Annotated in this window: 24 protein-coding genes; 11 read left to right on the top strand and 13 right to left on the bottom strand. The window is 46.2% G+C overall.

The window, feature by feature from the left end; all coding sequences use genetic code 11:
- Positions 1-161 precede the first annotated feature (161 nt).
- The 3 genes from SPK40_RS00295 (at position 162) to SPK40_RS22955 (ending at position 3,940) form a co-directional block, all read left to right on the top strand.
- The gene (locus SPK40_RS00295) at positions 162-1,937 is read left to right on the top strand and encodes a terminase large subunit domain-containing protein (RefSeq protein WP_330959053.1); all 1,776 of its coding nucleotides are present in this window, start codon (positions 162-164) and stop codon (positions 1,935-1,937) included.
- A complete protein-coding gene (locus SPK40_RS00290; protein WP_330959052.1) occupies positions 1,934-2,953 on the top strand; it encodes a phage portal protein in 1,020 nt (339 codons plus the stop codon). Before SPK40_RS00295 ends, SPK40_RS00290 begins: the two co-directional genes overlap by 4 nt.
- A 543-nt stretch (positions 2,954-3,496) precedes the next feature.
- Positions 3,497-3,940 carry an ogr/Delta-like zinc finger family protein gene (locus tag SPK40_RS22955; RefSeq protein ID WP_442957534.1) on the top strand — a complete coding sequence of 148 codons (444 nt, stop codon included), beginning with the start codon at positions 3,497-3,499 and terminating at the stop codon, positions 3,938-3,940.
- On the opposite strand, the gene SPK40_RS00275 is transcribed toward SPK40_RS22955, so the two are convergent.
- Positions 3,882-4,091, bottom strand: a complete 210-nt coding sequence (locus SPK40_RS00275) for a hypothetical protein (protein WP_330959868.1) — start codon at positions 4,089-4,091, stop codon at positions 3,882-3,884. The genes SPK40_RS22955 and SPK40_RS00275 overlap by 59 nt on opposite strands.
- Before the next feature lie 252 nt (positions 4,092-4,343).
- Here SPK40_RS00275 and SPK40_RS00270 point away from each other — a divergent pair, with 252 nt between their 5' ends.
- The 3 genes from SPK40_RS00270 (at position 4,344) to SPK40_RS00260 (ending at position 5,632) form a co-directional block, all read left to right on the top strand.
- Positions 4,344-4,694, top strand: coding sequence for a helix-turn-helix domain-containing protein (locus SPK40_RS00270; protein WP_330959051.1), 351 nt, complete (start codon positions 4,344-4,346; stop codon positions 4,692-4,694).
- A gap of 198 nt (positions 4,695-4,892) precedes the next feature.
- Positions 4,893-5,120, top strand: coding sequence for a hypothetical protein (locus SPK40_RS00265; RefSeq protein WP_330959050.1), 228 nt, complete (start codon positions 4,893-4,895; stop codon positions 5,118-5,120).
- An 8-nt stretch (positions 5,121-5,128) separates the two neighbouring features.
- Entirely contained in the window at positions 5,129-5,632 is a 504-nt protein-coding gene (locus SPK40_RS00260; protein ID WP_330959049.1) for a type II toxin-antitoxin system YhaV family toxin, read from the top strand.
- Between the two features lie 61 nt (positions 5,633-5,693).
- On the opposite strand, the gene SPK40_RS00255 is transcribed toward SPK40_RS00260, so the two are convergent.
- The 9 genes from SPK40_RS00255 to SPK40_RS00215 all read right to left on the bottom strand — a co-directional run bounded on the left by SPK40_RS00255 (position 5,694) and on the right by SPK40_RS00215 (position 12,883).
- Positions 5,694-6,458, bottom strand: a complete 765-nt coding sequence (locus SPK40_RS00255) for a phage antirepressor N-terminal domain-containing protein (RefSeq protein ID WP_330959048.1) — start codon at positions 6,456-6,458, stop codon at positions 5,694-5,696.
- Positions 6,459-6,850: 392 nt separating this feature from the next.
- Positions 6,851-8,371, bottom strand: a complete 1,521-nt coding sequence (locus tag SPK40_RS00250; protein ID WP_330959047.1) for a DNA cytosine methyltransferase — start codon at positions 8,369-8,371, stop codon at positions 6,851-6,853.
- Between the two features lie 9 nt (positions 8,372-8,380).
- On the bottom strand, positions 8,381-10,654 hold the full coding sequence (locus SPK40_RS00245) for a replication endonuclease (protein WP_330959046.1): 2,274 nt from the start codon (positions 10,652-10,654) through the stop codon (positions 8,381-8,383).
- Between the two features lie 2 nt (positions 10,655-10,656).
- Positions 10,657-10,899 (bottom strand): hypothetical protein, encoded by a 243-nt coding sequence (locus SPK40_RS00240; RefSeq protein WP_330959045.1) that lies wholly within the window; start codon positions 10,897-10,899, stop codon positions 10,657-10,659.
- Positions 10,896-11,123 carry a hypothetical protein gene (locus SPK40_RS00235; RefSeq protein WP_330959044.1) on the bottom strand — a complete coding sequence of 76 codons (228 nt, stop codon included), beginning with the start codon at positions 11,121-11,123 and terminating at the stop codon, positions 10,896-10,898. Before SPK40_RS00235 ends, SPK40_RS00240 begins: the two co-directional genes overlap by 4 nt.
- Positions 11,120-11,470, bottom strand: a complete 351-nt coding sequence (locus SPK40_RS00230) for a hypothetical protein (RefSeq protein WP_330959043.1) — start codon at positions 11,468-11,470, stop codon at positions 11,120-11,122. The genes SPK40_RS00235 and SPK40_RS00230 overlap by 4 nt, the downstream gene beginning before the upstream one ends.
- A gap of 71 nt (positions 11,471-11,541) precedes the next feature.
- Entirely contained in the window at positions 11,542-11,961 is a 420-nt protein-coding gene (locus SPK40_RS00225) for a hypothetical protein (protein WP_330959042.1), read from the bottom strand.
- A gap of 12 nt (positions 11,962-11,973) precedes the next feature.
- A complete protein-coding gene (locus tag SPK40_RS00220; protein ID WP_330959041.1) occupies positions 11,974-12,516 on the bottom strand; it encodes a phage regulatory CII family protein in 543 nt (180 codons plus the stop codon).
- Between the two features lie 166 nt (positions 12,517-12,682).
- Positions 12,683-12,883, bottom strand: a complete 201-nt coding sequence (locus SPK40_RS00215) for a Rha family transcriptional regulator (RefSeq protein ID WP_330959040.1) — start codon at positions 12,881-12,883, stop codon at positions 12,683-12,685.
- Positions 12,884-12,976: 93 nt separating this feature from the next.
- Here SPK40_RS00215 and SPK40_RS00210 point away from each other — a divergent pair, with 93 nt between their 5' ends.
- From SPK40_RS00210 to SPK40_RS00190, 5 genes are read left to right on the top strand one after another with little or no spacing between them, the layout of a single operon-like run.
- Positions 12,977-13,576 (top strand): helix-turn-helix domain-containing protein, encoded by a 600-nt coding sequence (locus tag SPK40_RS00210; RefSeq protein ID WP_330959039.1) that lies wholly within the window; start codon positions 12,977-12,979, stop codon positions 13,574-13,576.
- A gap of 55 nt (positions 13,577-13,631) precedes the next feature.
- Positions 13,632-14,231 (top strand): phage repressor protein CI, encoded by a 600-nt coding sequence (locus SPK40_RS00205; protein ID WP_330959038.1) that lies wholly within the window; start codon positions 13,632-13,634, stop codon positions 14,229-14,231.
- Positions 14,232-14,261: 30 nt separating this feature from the next.
- Positions 14,262-14,555: a hypothetical protein gene (locus SPK40_RS00200; protein WP_330959037.1), complete on the top strand. Its 294-nt coding sequence runs from the start codon at positions 14,262-14,264 to the stop codon at positions 14,553-14,555.
- A gap of 20 nt (positions 14,556-14,575) precedes the next feature.
- The gene (locus SPK40_RS00195) at positions 14,576-15,646 is read left to right on the top strand and encodes a hypothetical protein (RefSeq protein ID WP_330959036.1); all 1,071 of its coding nucleotides are present in this window, start codon (positions 14,576-14,578) and stop codon (positions 15,644-15,646) included.
- A gap of 15 nt (positions 15,647-15,661) precedes the next feature.
- Positions 15,662-16,684 (top strand): phage integrase, encoded by a 1,023-nt coding sequence (locus SPK40_RS00190; protein ID WP_330959035.1) that lies wholly within the window; start codon positions 15,662-15,664, stop codon positions 16,682-16,684.
- 30 nt (positions 16,685-16,714) lie between these two features.
- On the opposite strand, the gene SPK40_RS00185 is transcribed toward SPK40_RS00190, so the two are convergent.
- The 3 genes from SPK40_RS00185 to SPK40_RS00175 are packed head-to-tail and all read right to left on the bottom strand — an operon-like array spanning position 16,715 to position 18,267.
- Positions 16,715-17,143: a hypothetical protein gene (locus SPK40_RS00185; RefSeq protein ID WP_330959034.1), complete on the bottom strand. Its 429-nt coding sequence runs from the start codon at positions 17,141-17,143 to the stop codon at positions 16,715-16,717.
- On the bottom strand, positions 17,140-17,388 hold the full coding sequence (locus SPK40_RS00180; protein ID WP_330959033.1) for a hypothetical protein: 249 nt from the start codon (positions 17,386-17,388) through the stop codon (positions 17,140-17,142). Before SPK40_RS00180 ends, SPK40_RS00185 begins: the two co-directional genes overlap by 4 nt.
- A gap of 18 nt (positions 17,389-17,406) precedes the next feature.
- Positions 17,407-18,267, bottom strand: coding sequence for a hypothetical protein (locus tag SPK40_RS00175; protein WP_330959032.1), 861 nt, complete (start codon positions 18,265-18,267; stop codon positions 17,407-17,409).
- Positions 18,268-18,365: the final 98 nt, after the last annotated feature.

The following is an 18,365-nucleotide window of genomic DNA, read 5'->3' as shown; positions in this document are numbered from 1 at the left end:
CGTTCAAAGTCAGTTTTTGTCTCATCAGTCACGGAAAAGATACGCCTTTGAGAACAATCAAGCACTCACTTGAATTCCTGAAAATTCGGATATCAGCCATATCCGAACACATTGGAAATAAAGTGAGTCATTCAAGTTACTCAGAGGCGTATGATTGCGACATGGCATATTCACCTGAAGTTAGACAAGCCGCCCGAGCCCTCTATTTGAAGGCATGGACGCCAAAAGAGATCGCTGCCGAATTGGGCCTGAGTAATGAGCGCATCGTTTATTACTGGGCTGACAAATATGGCTGGCGGGATATGTTGCGCGAATTCACCGTGGATGAAGCGATCGCGACACGTATTCAAACCCTACTGGAAACAACAGACCCAACCCCGAGTCAGCTGGATATGCTGGACCGGCTGATAAAACATCACACCAACCTGAAGAAGCTGCGGGCACAGGAAAAGCTGAAATCAGCCCCACCACAGAACAGCGGTGTTCAGAAGCATGATCAAGCACATGCAAACAGTGGTGGCAGCAGCAATAAGAAACAGAAGAAGAAAAAACAAAAAAATGATGTCAGCGAAATTACTGCTGACCACTTCAAAGAATGGCATGCCTCGCTGTTTAAGTATCAGCTGGTCATGCGTGAGAACCTCAAGCAGCGAATTCGGAACATTCTGAAATCACGCCAGATTGGGGCCACTTATTATTTCAGTGGTGAAGCACTGGAAGATGCCATCCTGACCGGTGACAACCAGATATTCCTTTCAGCTTCGCGTGCTCAAGCAGAAGTCTTTCGCAGCTACATCATCGCCATTGCGAAAGAGTTTCTTGATATCGAACTCACCGGAAATCCCATCATCCTCAGCAACGGGGCTGAACTCCGCTTTCTGTCTACAAACAGCAAAACTGCACAGAGTTACCACGGCCATGTTTACGTTGATGAATACTTCTGGATCCCTAAGTTCGACGAGCTGAACAAGCTGGCCTCTGCCATGGCAACGCACAAGAAATGGCGGAAAACCTACTTCAGCACCCCATCGACTAAAACGCACCAGGCATACCCATTCTGGACTGGTGACAGCTGGAAAAAAGGCAAAGAAAGCCGGGAAAAAGTCGATTTTCCGTCGTTCGATGAATACCGTGATGGCGGCCGCCTCTGCCCTGATCGCCAGTGGCGTTATGTGGTTACCATCGAAGACGCCGCCAACGGTGGCTGTGACCTGTTCGATATTGATGAACTTCGCGACGAATACAGCGAAGATGATTTCAATAACTTGTTCATGTGTGTGTTTGTGGATGGCTCACTGTCTGTCTTCAAGTTCAGCCACATGGAACGCTGTATGGTGGATACATCCCACTGGCAGGACTTCAAACCTGGCACACCGCGGCCATTCGAAAACCGTGAGGTTTGGCTGGGCTACGACCCATCACGAACCCGAGACAATGCGTGTTTAGTCGTGGTTGCTCCGCCCATCGTCGCCCCAGAGAAATTCCGGATTCTGGAAAAGCACTACTGGCGCGGACTTAACTTTCAATATCAGGCCGAGCAAATCGACAGAATGTTTGAACGCTACAACGTGACCTACATCGGCATTGATACCACAGGTATCGGCAGCGGCGTGTGGGATCTCATCAGCGCGAAGCATCCGCGTGAAGCCGTGGCAATTCACTACAACCCAGAAAGCAAAACTCGCATGGTTCTGAAGATGGCCGACGTCATTGAAGCCAACCGACTGCAGTACGATGCTGAACACAAAGACATTTCTATGGCATTCATGGCAATCTACCGCGTCAACACCAAAAGCGGTAACGCTATCACGTATCGTGCAGAACGCAGTGAAATGACAGGGCATGCCGATGCTTTCTGGGCGATTGCCCACGCACTCATCAATGAGCCACTGAACCACACCAATAAACGTAAATCGACATGGGCAACCGCAGCATGACAGAAGCACAAACCCCAGCGACAGAACAACTGACAGCATCCAGCTACAGTATTGATAATTATGCAGAGGCGGTTGACTCCGGACGCTGGCTGACCGATTACAGCGAACTGTTTTACAACGACATGGACGACTACTGGGAACCGCCAATTTCGCCCGCAGGGCTGGCACAGATTGCCCGCGCAAACGCCTACCATGGCAGCGCGCTGATCGCCCGGTCGAATTATGTCACAGGCCGATTTCAGAGCGGCGGCGGTATGCGGAAACGCCAATTACAGGGATTCAACCGGGATTACTTCACCTTCGGCCATGGCGCTTTGCTGAAAATACGCGATCACTTTGGTCGGGTTGTTCGGCTTGAACATATTTCGTCCATGTATTTGCGCCGTCGAAAAAACGGGAAATTCCGGTTTCTGCTTCGAGATAATGAGTTCAAAGACTACAACGAGAACGACATTATCTGGCTGGGTCAGTATGACCCTCAGCAGCAAATTTACGGAATGCCGGACTACCTCGGCAGCATTCAAAGCAGCATGCTGAACCAGGACGCAACGATGTTCCGCCGGCGGTATTATCTGAACGGTGCCCACATGGGGTTCATCTTTTACGCAACTGACCCGAACCTGAGCAAAAAAGATGAGGATGACCTGAAGCAGAAAATCCAGAGCAGCAAAGGCGTGGGTAACTTCCGCAGCATGTTTGTGAACATCCCGAATGGAAACGAGAAAGGCCTTCAGCTGATTCCGGTGGGGGACATTGCCACCAAAGATGAGTTCGAGCGGATCAAGAACATCACAGCGCAAGACATTCTGGTCGGCCACCGGTTCCCGCCAGGTAAAGGCGGTATGGTGCCCCAAGGTGCCGCCAGTTTTGGCGACCCTGAAAAAGTTGGGCGTGAGTATGCCCGTGATGAAATCATTCCGGTATGCGAGCTGATTATGGATGAAGTGAACAACGACCCGGAAGTGCCGAAAGCGCTGCATTTGAAATTTAATACCGAGCTTGAAAAAGCATCTTAAATGTCTGCCGCAAATTACAATGCGTAATATCATTAATTTTCATGCAGATAGAGATGCGCCCCGTATCCAACCAGTATTTAATGATTGACTCAATTGCCAAGGTACCAAAGTAAGATAATCTGCCACCCGATGAAGACACAGCATAGTCCCATCGCAGTTTTCCCCCGGTCGCAAGCCGGGGGATTTTTTTAAATTATGTAAGCTTTGACTATGATGCACTCTTAAGCATCTGTACTACTTCGTAAATACTCTTCTCAACTATCACATGGGTGTTATGAGTTCCGTGACTACCTAATAAGTAGATATTAGTAGTCCCTTTATGCCTCCCCCGATTTACTTTTATAACGTGTTCAGGGTTAATAAATACCAGTTCGCTCTCATGATCTAAAAATTCTACCAATACCATTTCACCTAACCTTTTGACCTGAATATAAAGTTTCAAATTCATTATTATCATCAGAGATTAGCATTGCAACTACTGTACAAAAACACAGCCCATCATTACTATTGATCTGGTCAGTCAAAAGTTTAGTCAGGTCAGTTATGCGAGTTCTCTGTAAATGCGGTGAGCGCGCGATCATCAGCAGGAGTGAACCTGTTCAGGATGATTGCTCGAATCTGTTCTGTTCGTGTTCCGACCCGGAATGCGGTCACACCTTTGTCAGCCCGTTGGGCTATAAACATTCCCTGGTTTCATCGAAAATAGAAACTGCGGCGAGTTTGCCTGTTGTGAACGGTAGCCGTGTAACCTGCGGCTGCGGAGAACGTGCGGTGATTCAAAAAACAAATCGGCTGTCGAACGACTGTGCCGATTTGTATTATGTGTGTAAGAATCCGGTTTGCGGCCATAAATTTGTTATGTCGTTATTTTACAGCCACAGCCTTAGTCCCTCTTCTAAGGCAACCGATGAGCTGGCAGTCGCATTATTTAAGGCGCTGTCGCCAAACCAACGCCGCAACCTTCAGCAGCAAATCTCCCTTTTTTAGTCCCGATGGCAGCGTGATGCTGCCTTTCATGGTCTATCACCAGACCGATTAAAAACATTGCAATCTCGTTGTTTTCATCATGATTACCGCATGTATCCATTGATGCGGCGCACTGAATGAATGCGACAGCGTTTTTGTGTAGCTCTGTCATCTAGCCTCCTGAACAGCTGAGATTACTGTATAAAAACACAGTATCTTCAATCATATCAATTTATTGTTTTTTTTACACGTCGCGCAGTTCAGTTTAGCCCTGTTTTTCTCACAGGTTTCGCAATATGGCGATCAAACGTACAGCAACCATGCGCGTAAGTTTGTGATCCTGCACTTCTTTCCTGCTGTGCTAGCCTTAAGTGGAATATTTACTGCTGTAATACGTCAAATATGACGTATAGAAGTAACCACAATGTCTAAAAAACCCAACAAAGCCGACCCAATCGTTTTGTTTTTCATACGCATCCGGTTGAAAAACGGCATCACTCAAGAGCAAGCGGCAAAGCAATGCCAGGTTTCTCTGAGCACAATGCAACGCATTGAACAAGGGAAGACTGATATGACGCTATCGCAGTTCCGCCGTATGTGTGCGTTTTACGGGGTGACGTCGCTGGATGTGTCGCTGGGCGAAATGCGATACCGCCAAACCGTTGCTGCAGACATTGCGGCAACGGCCCGGATGCTGCCCCGGCAGGTTCGGGAGGGCTTTGTCTCATTGATGGTGACGGTAGCTGAGGAATTACAAAGGCATGGTTCACCGTAGTGACGGGTGAAATCAATATGCATCTATTCGTGTCTATTTGTCGCAATACGTCACGATTTGAGACACGAATTGTTTGTCGAATATGCAGATCATGTGTAAAATTCGATCAAACATTATAATTTTTATAATTTATGCACTCTGAATACAGTGTGCTTTTTTTGTCTCTATTGTTTGTTCTCGTCAAAAAAGGAGCTTCCCATGTCCACTCGCACAAACAGCAATGTTGTCAGCTTTGCTGCTGCTCAATCAGAAGCATGTGCAGAGGCTGAATTCGCAAAACTGCTTGATAAAGAAACCAAGAAAGATGGCAACGTTGAGCCTCTTTCTATCGAACTCATTCAACAAGCTGATCACCTGCAATCACGTATCGATGCCGTACGTGCCAAAATTGCAGAGAAACAACATACAACACTACTTGAGGGGTAATCCTTTCAATGAATGTTCATCAGGTCAACGGATATGGCCTCTATGCGCTAAAAATCTTCAACCAGGAGTACCGAAGATTACAGGCTGAAGTCGACCGGCTCACGTCAAAAGCAGAAAAACTTGTCGAAGAAGATAAGGTAGATGAAGCTGAAAAGATTCTATCTCGCCCTGCAATTAAGCTTTTTGAAGCTGTTCGTTTTGTCACATTAGGGCAAGTCCCTATTGACCCTAACTCCGCAAACTTCAGATTAGGCAAAACTTTAGGCAAAGGCTACACCTCCTGGCGAAGAGTAAAAAAGATGTCGTTACCCGATCGGTATCGCCTCTTTTTTCGCTTTACGAGTACACCACCCAAAAGCATTGTGTATGCCTGGCTTAATGATGAGTCTACTCAACGAAAGGCTGGCTCAAAAACAGACGTGTACAATGTATTCAAAGGGCTATTAGGCAAGGGGGAAATCCCTAACAGCTGGGATGAACTCATCGCAGCCGCTACGCCCCTGAATGCTTGATGCCGAGGCCAAAAGACGGAACATCAGAATAACAAAGGCCGCTTTCGCGGCCTTTATCATTTTACCCCCACACCGAACTCCCCAGAATCAGGCTTTGCTGCCGGGCCAGTTTGATGAGCGATTTGTTCATTTGGTCAATCTCTGCCTGCTGTTTCAGCACCAACCGGTGCAGCGCCTGCAAATCGTATTCGCTGATCACTTTCATGCCCAGTTCTGCGGCTACGGCTTCCAGCTGAGCCACCGGGGCGGCTTTGTATTTTCGGGCCTCTGCAATGTCGTGTTTGAGTTTCGCGTTCGCCATTGCAATGGAAACTTCGCTGCCTTCCGGCCAGCATGGGTTGCCGAATACCTGGCTGTAATGAATATGAACATCGTGAACCGGTACGCCGCGCAGTTCGGCCAGTTCAAAAATCAGTTCAGAGAGTTTTACCCGTCGGTTGGGTTGCGGTGCGGAAATCAGCTGGGGTTGATGGTGCGTGGTGGTTTGATTGGTCCAGTACTGCCACAGCACGTCGTCGCATTCATTTTGGTACTGGATGACCTTATCGCGGATTGTGGCTTTCACTTTGTTGGGCGATATGGTTTGCAGCCAGCCGAACAGCTTACGGAGTGGCAGACAAACTGCACTTTGTACATCGCCATTGGTGGGTATTGCGATTTTCACAATCCCCCATCGTTCTGGGTTGCAATTAAGCTTAGTGAATTGCGAAGCCCAATTTAACCCCATCCCTTCAACAATGGGTTTCATTGGGGTGTAAGGCTGATTATTTTGCTCGACAACGAACAGGTTGGATCCGTGGAATGGAACGGTGATTGCTGTAGCCATGATGGCCTCCTATGTGATTTAAATTATCACCACACAGATAACGCCAACTAACTGGGTGGTGAGCTGAGCAAGGTTGGCGTAACCGACACATAGGAATCGGCCCAGCAAAGCTGGCCTCACTCAGCCCACCATAATTCAGGTGTGCGAGATCACGCATAAAAAAACCAGCAACAAGGCTGGCGACAATGCGCCTATGTATATTCGAAACGCCAATTCCGGTGCTGGATTTTGCCAGCACCTTAGTAGGTTAGCCCCGATACAGGCGCATTGTCAATGGTGGTCAATGTTTATCAGTATCCTCTTGCTGCAATCCCCGGCTTGATTCTCGGTTTTCTTTGCATTGCTCTTTGATGACCTTCATAGCCAATGCGTCAAAGCTCATTCAAAAACCCCTACGCTGCAATTTCATTGAGTCGGTTACTACCAGCATTCGCTTCCACCAAGGCTTGCGCCAAAGGAGGGCATACTGCATTCCCACATCGAGCCACTTGATTTGCTTTGGTTAACTTTCGACCTTTACTATCGTGTGATATCTGGTACCCCTCAGGAAAGCCCATCGCTGCAAACAATTCATGAGGCTCAAGCATACGCATACCAATATCAACTATCTGATATTGTTCACCGCGCACTGTAACCAAACCAAAGCGATGTTTTGTTGTAACAGTACCAAGCGGTGAGTCTAGTTCTTGTCCTGTTGCTGTACCGTAGTATTTCACCAGAAATGCGCGCACCTCCCCAAGGTGTAAGCCACCGGCTGAAATGGTATGTACTGGCTCATTGGTTCCATGCCCAATATTGGTTCCGCGTAATTTCACCATATGACTGGTTATCAGTGCCGTTTTCCCCCCTCCGCCGGCGGTAATAGTGCCAACAGGTTCTTCCACTGATGACCCAGTACTACAACCAAACTGCCTATCTAGTTGCGCAGTCACAAGTGCAAAATGTCCGCCCTTAACCTGTGCGCATATAGTACGCAGCGGCTCATCTATTGGCATGTTTCGTTGTGACGAGGCATTAGCACATTCAGTGATAAATGCAGTGTTCCCCGACTCCGGCACCAGAAACGGTGTCTCCGTGTTAAATACGAATTTTTCCAAACCTTTAGCGATTCGGCGTAATGTTGCGTCAGCTAGCGGTCGCTTGCGACCAAATATTGATTTAACCGGCAGTGACCAATCAATGATGTCTGCTGCGGTGCGATATGGCAGTAATCCACTTCCTTTAGGGCCATGCGTTGGAGAAGGCCACACAATTGTTTGACCATCATTACGAGCTACCAAAAAGAATCTTTTTCGGATCGTTGGTGCACCAAAATCGCATGCTGCCAGAGTTTTAAATTCCACCTCGTAGCCCAAACCTTTTTCCAGTTTTTCGTACGGGAAAGAATCGCCAAGAGCTTCACGAATTTCGGGCCACGCCGGGTGATCTTCTGGTAAACCAGTGGTAAGACATTGAATAAACGCTTCAAAAGTTTCCCCTTTTCTATCAGGACAAGGCTGGAATTTGTCATCACCCGTGCTCACAACCGGCCCCCATGACATAAACTCTTCGACATTCTCAAGCATAATCATGCGAACTGGCACCAGAGCAGCCCAACGCAACGCCACCCAAGCAAGCCCGCGAATGTTTTTATTTACAGGCCGATTTCCTTTCGCTTTCGAAAAATGCTTACAATCAGGACTGAACCAAGCAAGCCCAACTGGCCGACCATCACAAGCGTCCACTGGGTCCACGTCCCAAACCGACTCACAATAGTGCGTTGTTTCCGGATGATTCATGCGGTGCATATCAATAGCTGCTTGATCATGATTAATAGCAATATCCACATGACGATTTAGGCCCATTTCCATTCCTGTGGAAGCGCCGCCACCGCCAGCAAAGTTATCGACAACAATTTCACCAGGTAAAAGCATGGTCTCTCCTTAAATAATTGGGTAGCCGTCATCGTCCCAGACCAGTTCTGGAATAGGTGACAGCTGTGGTTGTTCGTAAGTGGTGCAAATTTCAGCCAGCTCTCCGGTTTCCATGTCTTCTGGCCAGCCTTTGAAATCCAGCCAGTTCAGGTCTACCGGTTCGTGTTCAAATTCAATCAGCCGCATGGGCCGTCGGTTGCCATTTTCGTCGAGTTCGCCACCGCGTAACTTGATGCTGCGGCCATCGCCAACCGCGACATTGCCGCCGCTAAGCAGCACATCAAAGGTTCGGCCCTCTATTCCGGCCGGAACAACGTCGCCCAGCGCTGAAATATCAACAATTCGTGATACCGCATCTTCTAAAGTCCCTTTCTGAGGGACGGGATCGGACTGCGTACAGTTATTGACAGAACTCCAAGGGGCGCGGCTGTCGCCGCTTTTGGTGGTCGCTGAACCTTTCTTGGCAATTACCCAGCCATCGGCGCGCGATATCAGAGTGAGATCACGTTGATTCGTAATCCCTTTCAATTTCTTCACGGCTTCGCCGTATTGGTTTTCCTGTGGCTTGTAGACGAGGCGTAACGGTTGGTTTCTGCGTAAACAAAACAAACCGCCCATAGCCTGAATGAACATGCTCCAACTGCCAGAATCAGCAGCAATGCGAGCCACTTCGATTTGTGGTTTTTCTGCCTTTAATTCGAGGAAAGATTTCACCGGGCGTTGATACTTTTCACCTGCAACTTTGGCTGCTGCTATGCCCGTCTTTGTTTCTTCATCCTGCTCCATCCGGCGCAACTCACGCCATACAGAAACAGGCGGCCCGCCAATTTGCTGAAACTGACGAATGCCCCAGGTGCTGGCCCAGCCCGTCACCGCCTCAGCGGTAATATTCGCGGCTGTTTCAGCTTCATCGTCTTCATCGACTTTAAAACCGTCGATATTCTTAGAAATGTATTTCGCGATGTACCCGGTAGCACTGCCCTTTTCCGGATCAATTGGCTGATAGTCAAATCGCGGGCTAATGCGCTTTGCTGTTTGCTCAATGAGGTTTAGGTCTGCCATAGGCGCAAAGCTTCCGTCTTCCTCAAAGCTGCTAGCCCAATAGCCCATATCGAAGTCGGACACGCGCAGTTCTTCACGGTCTTCCTGAGTGAAATAATTAGCAAAAACAAAACGGATTAGCTGTTCGTGTTCAGGCTTGAAAAAGAACAGCATGTGCCAGTGCGGCGTGCCGTCGTGATGTGGCTCGACAACACGAAAACCGATGATTTGAATACCCATTCGGTTGAGTTTGGCGCGAGCTTTTGACCACACATAACCCAAATAGCGATTTGTTTTTCGTGGGCATGCGCCCTGGTATTTGCGGTTGCTGTGGGTTTTGCCTTGTTTGTCTTTAATGAAGGCGTGGTACTTACTGGGTGCGGTCACGGTGAAGAAACCGCCCATCAACCCATGTTCCTCTGCTATATCTTCAAAACCACGCATACGCACCATGAGTTCATGGCGCCGAATTTCAGGATTAGATACCGATGCGTCTACCGCTTCTATGAGCGCGATTTCTTCACCGGTGAGTTCATTCTTGGCAATCATCTGCGCCAATGCGCGACGACTTGCCAACTTGCGTTCTTTATATTCACGCAATCCGATGCGACTGAGATACGCCGAAACACCTTTGCGAACCTTGCCAGCAATAATCCGGCAGTATTCGCAAAAACGTCTGTACGCGATATCAAGCTTGTTCGCCCACCACTCTTCAGTGATAAGACGCACGAACTGACCAGCAATCAGAATTTCTTTTACTCGGTCCTCATACTCATGAAGGCTTTCACCTTCAACAGCTGCGATAGTCTGCATTGGCACAGCCACAGAAAAACGCCAGCGTTTCGGAATGTCCATCACTTCCCGATACGTTTCCTGCATGGTTTTTCCAGTTTCAGCACCACTGGCGATCACGTTATGACACTGGCCCGCCAAGTCTTTTGCCAACTGGGTACGCTTCACCTCATCACGCAATTTGCTAATGTGGACCGGAAACTGAGCAATTACAGAAGTGAGCATTTCGACCTGGCGACGCAGCCAGATATTTGCACTGCGGCTCTGGCCGTTTTTGGTCACGTACTTTTCCCAGCGTGCGACGTACTGCTTGTACAGAGAACTGGCAATATCGCCTGGAAGAGTGGCAACAAGGTTCTGCGCCCATGCAGAATCATCCCGCCACAGAACATGGCGCCCTGGGCTGGATTCTGTGAGGGATTGTTTAGGTTCCGGGCGATTCATCGTCATGCTTACTTGTTACCGTTGCGGCTTCGAATGCAGTCAAACACCAGTTCAGAAAGCGCCGGATATTTCGCGCGGACTTCTTTCACAACCTGTTGTTTGCTCATTGCTGGTACCGTAATAAAACCCCGGCCCATTGGGTTTTTCTGTTTGTGTTCCGATTCCATCCGGAGGATGTAGAGGCAGGCCAACTTATCGGCCTCGATATGTTGGCGCTGTTCGTTCGTGAGGGTGGAAAGGTTGTGACTCATACCGTCACGAACTCCTGTGCATCCACAATCAGAAAACCACCTTTGTTGTGGCCTTTGCTGATCACCCCTTTCATTAGGTGTTCACATTCAAGGGTTACACAGGCTTCGCGTACTGCTTCACCACGGTTTTCAAACTCGCCCAATTCAATATTCATGGGTTCTGCGGTTTGTTTGTGGCGGATGATGCCGCCATCAGGACAGAGGAAAACGGCAAGGTAGTTCATGCCACCACCTCCGCTTTGTCGCGTGCTTCAGCAACCAGCTCTATCAGCTTGTCTTCAATTGCCAGCAGGTCTTTGATGTCGTCACGTTTGAAATTAAACGTTTCTTCAAGCAGTCTGACTTTCCCCATACCCTCTACGTAAATGGTGTCTTTTGAGTAAACTTGAATATCTAAGCTGCGGACATGTGCCACATACCATACAAAAACGTGCAGCACATCCCTGCACTCCATCGCCAATTGCAGGATGCCTAAAGCAACATCCTGAACACTGCGATTGCGGATAGCCTCAGCCAGCTTTTCCGAATCCATTGCCAGTATTTCTTGCGCTGTTTTCTTTCCGGTTTCCATGGTCTTCTCCTACCAAATGGACGAAAAAAAGCCCCCTGTGACAGGGGCACGGTTGTGGTGTTGCCGTGTGATTAATGGAAGTGTTGCGGTTTCAGGTTTTGCACGTTGCCGACGGTGTTTTCGAACTGGCGGTCAATTGTGTTTAGTTCCAACAATCCGGCGCGGATTTTCTGCCTTTCCTGATCGCTGAAGTCATCGAAATTCCGGTTGAAGTCGTGCGGGGATAAACCACCTGCAATCAGCACCAATCCGCGCTGCTTTTTGGTGAGGGATTCATAGGCCATCTTCACCCGGCTGCGTGCGTGAGATTGTTTGAAGAGCGCTTTTGCCTCTGCCAGATGTTCTGCACCAGATTTCACTGGCTGTTTTTTGTGATGTGCCTGTAGCTCTCGATAACTACGTGGTGCACTGGGAACCGGCACCAAGTGCGGCTGGCGCTGGTTCCTGATTTTTTTCTGTGTTTGTAGAAGCTTTTCTGCTGGGGATCCCATCGTGATTTCTCCTTATGCCAAACCAGGCAGCGGCATTCCGCTGGTAACAAAATCGACGCTTGCAGAAACAAGCGGCTGCAAACCAGCACTGCGGTTTTCGATGTCGCTGATGAGTAAAACGAGATTACGCACGCTGTCGTGTGCGCGTTCGAGAAGCGCGTTTCGTTTTGAACGCGGCAGGCGAATGTGTCCGCCTGCTTCCAATGCCATGCGGGAAAGCTCCCCGGCATGCATTGAGTTTTCCAGTGCCCTGTGCGTGAGGTTCTGCTTTTCCCCTTCGGTGGTAACTTTCGCGCCCACCATGCCAAGGCTGAACAGAAGGCTATTGGCGATGCAGTAATTCCCACTGGCCCGGCTGATTTTGACTAACTCAACCGCCGTGAGCTTGTGACGCTCGTTGCCCGGGTTGAGCTTGTTTCGCAATACCACTGGGTTGATGCCAACTTGCGTTGCTATTTGCGTCATGTTTTCTTGTTTCGCAAATGAGCAACAAGCTTCGTCAAATGCCTTTTGTTCGGCCTCACGGAATACGAACGTTGAGCTGTTTGCGTCCATTGCTAAACTCATTTAAAGAAGAAAGGGCCGAAAATCACAGCAAACGCGACCACTTTCAGCCACATTGGGCACTTCTCCGGGTGGTTGGGTTTGCTGCGCCCGACCCCGTGCGGTTGCGTGTTGTTTGCAACTGGCACGGGGTTTGATTTTGAAGAGGTGACAAGGCTCATACTTTCTGGCCCGCAGCGCGCTCATAGACTTTGACTAGGTTGATGAGCACGGAGCCACGTTCGCCCTTTTTCGGCAGAATTGGGATATCACCGGCAGCAATCGCGCGATCGAGGGAAGAAGATGACCAGCCGGTACGTTTAAGAAACTCTTTTTTCGTGCAAAAAGGTGCGTCGAGCGCTATTTGAAGACTTGCCATAAGTGGTATCCTACAAAGTTGAGACTAATTCTGATGATTATTGGTTGGGTATGACACTATCAAACCGAATATGACAACAATGGTAGATCGCAGATGACAACACTTCAAGCCGAAATTCCGGCTTTTTCGTATCTTTCAGGAAAAGAGTTTACGGAAAAGCTGAGAAATGTGACCGAGACTACAACTAACTATCAGCTAGCTGACAAGTTTGGAATCCCAAGATCGACCATTCAGACTTGGCATAGCCATGATCGGACCGCTTTTGAGTTAATTGTCAGAACGCATTTAGCAACAGGTGCGTCGGTTCGTTATATGGCACTGGGTGAAGGAGAACCATTTGAATGCAAAGTTGACCCAGTTGAAGGGCTTCAAACGCACCGCTTAGTTGACGGGGCTTTGATTAAGGCAGGAAAAGTCTCTCTGGATCTGAGCACACTGGACCGATTCGGACTGAAGCCATCGATCACCAAAGTGATTGAAGATGATGCCGCAATTTATTACGTGAACACAGAATCCACCAACCCGACATCTGGCAAGTACCTGATCGATATTGACGGCCAACTGTCGATTAACTTCATTCAGCGATTACCTGGACAGAAGCTGTCTATTAACATCGGTGACAACAGCTTTGAAGCGAGTGTGGATGACATTCAAGTGCTTGGCCGTGTGGCTATGACGATGAGTAAAGAATAAACGGCAGCATCAATCCTATAGAAAAATTCACAGCAAAGGACCGCGGCGATCACAAATGACTATTTTACAATCACATATAGGCCCATTTGATTATCAAGGTGGGACTGCCATCGTTGAAAGATTGAAGGAGATCACAAAAACCAATACATATGGACAGCTTTCGGACGTAATCGGGGTTCCAAAGTCCTCAATTTCAACCTGGGTTGACCGTGATGTAACCCCATTTGAGATTGTGGTTCGTCTTCATATGGCATTAGGTGTCTCTATTCGGTGGCTCGCTACAGGTGAAGGTGAGCCATATGAGGTGAGCATTGACCCAACTGAGTCGATGGCTATTGAGCGCTTGATAAATGGTTCACTAGAAGAAGCAGGTAGGATTACGATTGATGTTGTCACGCTAAACAACTATCACCTAAAGCAAACAACAACAAAGGTCATTGATGAAGATGGTGATTTGAACTTTATCAATACCGAACAGACTCATGCGACCTCTGGCCGCTACTTAATCAGTATTGATGGCTCGCTTTCGATTAACCCTGTTCAGCGCCTACCAGGCAAGAAGTTAGCTGTAGGTTTTAGCGGTTCAACTATCGACATTTCTGAGGAGGACATAGAAGTTTTGGGACGGGTGGCTATGGAAATGAAGAAAAATTAACAGCTTATTTATTGGCAAGGAGTAAGAAAAATGAATCAAGAAAAAACGAAAGATGAGATTAATGCCGAAATCTGGGAATTTGCAATGACATTGTATGGTGCTCATCAATGTCTGTCGCCTGTATCAAACTATCCATCTAAATTGCAAAAGCTAGAGCGAATGATGATAGAGGCGCATCGTCATATCGTTGAACTCGGTGGTAAAGTTTTGGATAAAAAGGACGGTCTTGGTCTACCAGTACCTGCAATTTATGATTTAGATGGTCAGCTACTACCTTATGACTCTGCAGCACACAGAGGACATCTTATTTTTGACAATCTTTGAAATATTGGGGAATCACCAATATGAGTAGCGACAATATTTTTGTTCTTTTGGAAGCAAAAGAACATATGATTTCTGAAGATACAAAGAAAACAAAGTTTGTTTTTTTGTTTTCTTGTGTTGTTACTATAGCCTTATGCATTTTCCATAAGGCCGAGATTCACACACTATTCGGAATGATAAGACTTAGCCCAGAGTCAAAAATTCCTCTTATTGTTTTAGTGATACCGTCATTCATTATATCTCTATATCAATTCTTCCTTTACAACCACTACTATGAAGAGTCGATAGAAAATTGGAAAAACAAAAAAAACAACTCTACTAAAGATAAAAATGGAAATGATAAAGAGAGTGACTACAAAGTCATCTCCTTCAGTTTCAATGAAATAATTAAGGAATTTAACCACCTCACGAGTGAAATAGACTCTCCACCTCCAACCTCTCCAACAAAAAAAATAGAAGATGATATTGAAAAATTGAACAATGAAGTCTCTGAGTTAATTACAAGACTAGAGAGTCACAATCCATTAAAGAACAATGCTCGAAACTCTGGGAAATGGGTCAAGGGGAGAAAAGACACATTTTCAGGCAGCTCTGTACTAGAAAGTGCTATCGAGGATTTGCATTTAATCGAAAGATTTGTAACTAATGCCTGTGAAAAAGAGGATGTGAGTAAAGATAAATTCGAAATCAAATCAAGACTCGATGACATTGAGACATTATTGAATAGAACTATATACACAAATGAGATGTATAATGAAAGCAACACCTTACATGATATTCTAAGTAGAACTTTTGGTCTTTCGGATGAATTAAAACATAAATATTTTCAACTGGAATCAGATTTTCACCGTGACCACAAGGCAAGATTAGAAAAAATGCAAGCTAAATGGTTTGCTTGTGAAGAAAAAAGAGATGCTGCCCTAAACCATATAAAGAGACTATCCATTGACGAGCAATCCAACTATTTTATTTTCCGCTGGATACCCTTTTGTTTTATATTTTTTACGGGCCTGATATCTAGTTATGTAATCATAAGTAATTGGGCTCTATTTACATCTTCTTATGCTATGTTAAATTTCTTTACTAATTGACAGATACTGTTTGCAATGACTGTCCGAAATCTAAAAGATGGCAACAAAAAACCTTGGCTTTGCGATGTTTATCCGCAAGGCCGAAAAGGTAAGCGAGTTCGTAAGCGCTTTACCACCAAAGGTGAAGCACTTGCCTATGAGAAACATATTCTCAGTGAAGTTGATAACAAACCGTGGCTGGGTGAAAAACCAGATCGCCGTAGTTTGCTAGATATGATTGACCTGTGGCACGAACGACACGGCCAGTCTCTCACTCAGGCCAAATACACCTACAATAAGCTGAAGACCATGGCGCTCGGTATGAGCGACCCGTTTTACCTGAAGCTCACCCCCGCAATGTTTACCGAATACAGAAGTGCCCGCCTGGCTGGTGACATAGCCGATCAGAACGGACGAAAAGTCGCGATTACTTTCCGTACCTGTAACAACGAACAGGACTTGCTAAATGCTGTGATTGTTGAGTTGATTCGGATGGGCGAATGGAAAGGGTCAAATCCACTCGCGTCTGTTCGCCAGTTTCGACTTCATGAAACAGAAATGGAGTTTCTTACCGTTGAGGAAATGGAAGTAATAATTTCTGCCGCAGAATCACACAAGTTCCATCAAGATTTACACAAGGTGATCAAGCTTTGCCTGGCGACGGGTGGAAGGTTTAAGGAAACGGCAAGCCTAACAGGGGCGCAATTAAGTAAGTACAAGGTTACGTTCACCCAAACGAAAGGCAAAAAGAACCGGTCCGTTCCAATCAGCCCAGAGATTTACGATCTCATCTATCAGCCGGGCTCAGGGCCATTGTTCAGTATTGGGTATTCGACTATCTATCGGTTTGTCGTGAAGCATGTTCCAAGACTAACCCGGCAAGCTGCACACGTTCTGCGCCATACCTTCGCGTCTTACTACATGATGAACGGTGGTAACATCATCGCACTTCAAAAAATACTGGGGCACAGCGACATTAAACAAACCATGCGTTACGCCCACCTCGCCCCAGATCACCTCGAAGATGTGGTGTCTAAAAACCCATTAAATAATCTATAAGCAGGGTGGCTAATAATCGTCACAATACAACTAATCAGTTGCAAGATTTATCTTCACAGAATCAACATTTCCATATGCCAACTCAATTTCATTAATTTTATGCTTTAGGGTATCGATACTTGTGACTTCTGATTGATAGCATATACCCAACTTTTGTGCCCGTTTAATGCTTTTCTCGTATTTTTTTATACGTTTTTCATAAAATCGAATTTTATGGTGTAGCTTCCAATGAACAGCAAGTTCAGCTTTAGATTTAAATCCAAAAAAATGAATCAAATAATCTAATCCCCAAACACCACCACCAATTAATATTGGAACTGCCGTAGTTATAACAGGAAGGTATTCATCTGCAGAATAAGCAATGTTACAGGCCGCTATTACAACAGCCGATACGCCACCCACTGACAAACTTGATTTTACAAGTTTTTTATCTTTTGCTGGAGAATTCACCTCGCTCATGCCTTCCCCTTTTGCTTAGCTTTCAACAAGTTTTTTATCAAGTCATCAGTGTTTGAAAGCTTGATTTTTTTAATAATCACGCTCCCATCTTCTTCAACAACTTCAAGGCTGACTGTAGACACTGGCCAAAAAGTCATGACCAGTACTTTCCCTAGCAACACAAACAGCTTGAATATCAAGGGAGTTGACATAATTACCCCCACAATCATCAAGATATGGAGGTACACTTGAACCTCTGGTTGCATTTTTAGTTCCTTATATAACTACTTTTGCCGAATAACTTCTTCTATATAGTAGCGTGTTGTGGGCGACTGATTTGGTTTAGTAGAAACTTTTACCATAAGCTTCACAATATAAGGTTCACCTTTAGCAAAAGTTTCATAACCTTGATTGATACGATTCCTAAATGCCTCGTGCCTCATGCGTACAGATACATTATCACCATTTGGTAAATCACATCTCCACCCAGTTGGACCATCAAAATTTACTTGCGAGAAAGTAATAGTTACTTGTTCTGTTGTCTCGTCTGTTTCTTCTAAGGTGCTTTTCGGCAATGACCTAAAACTTAAAGCATCTTCGCTTTCCAGAGAGTCTAGGACTTGATCATTTTCGCCTTTGATTACGAACTTAGCTCCTGCTTTGTTAGCAATTGGATCACTCATAACTTTGGCAAGTTCTTGACGAATCGTTTTGTTTGAAACTAAATCCGCTATCTCCTTAGTGCACTCTACTTTTTCGTCATTATCTAAAATCAGTTCAGCTTTCCCACCTTTAGTAACACGTGCAACGATTTTTTGAGACTTTATCTGTTTGATAATACCAAAAGCTGTACCAGCTGCTGCTGAAAAACCTAAAGTAGTGAAACCCAAAGCATTCAGAACATCACTACCACCTGATTGATACCAAGTAACTAAGTCAACAGTAAAAGAGCCTTCCCTGTGAGCCTTAACTTCAACTTTTACTTGAGAGCTTTCACCGTTAAGCACTTGATCTGAATATCGAATTGCTTTTGCTAGGCTAACTAAACTAGTACCTAATACTTCTGCGTCAATACTATGGTTCCCAGTTTCATCCATGTCATATGAAATACTAAATGATTTCTTTTGATTCAACTTGTTGGTCATTCCGTTATTAGCCATTTATTATGTGAGAATCGAGCAATTGTACCTAAGTGAATATCAGCTGTTAATCTTTCCTTGAAAAGAGTGTGATTTATCAACCA

Origin of the sequence: Photobacterium sp. 53610, from assembly GCF_036409375.1 — a bacterium.
Lineage (GTDB): Bacteria > Pseudomonadota > Gammaproteobacteria > Enterobacterales > Vibrionaceae > Photobacterium.
Note: the sequence above shows the minus strand (reverse complement) of the source record. Positions and strands in the feature narration are given on the sequence as shown.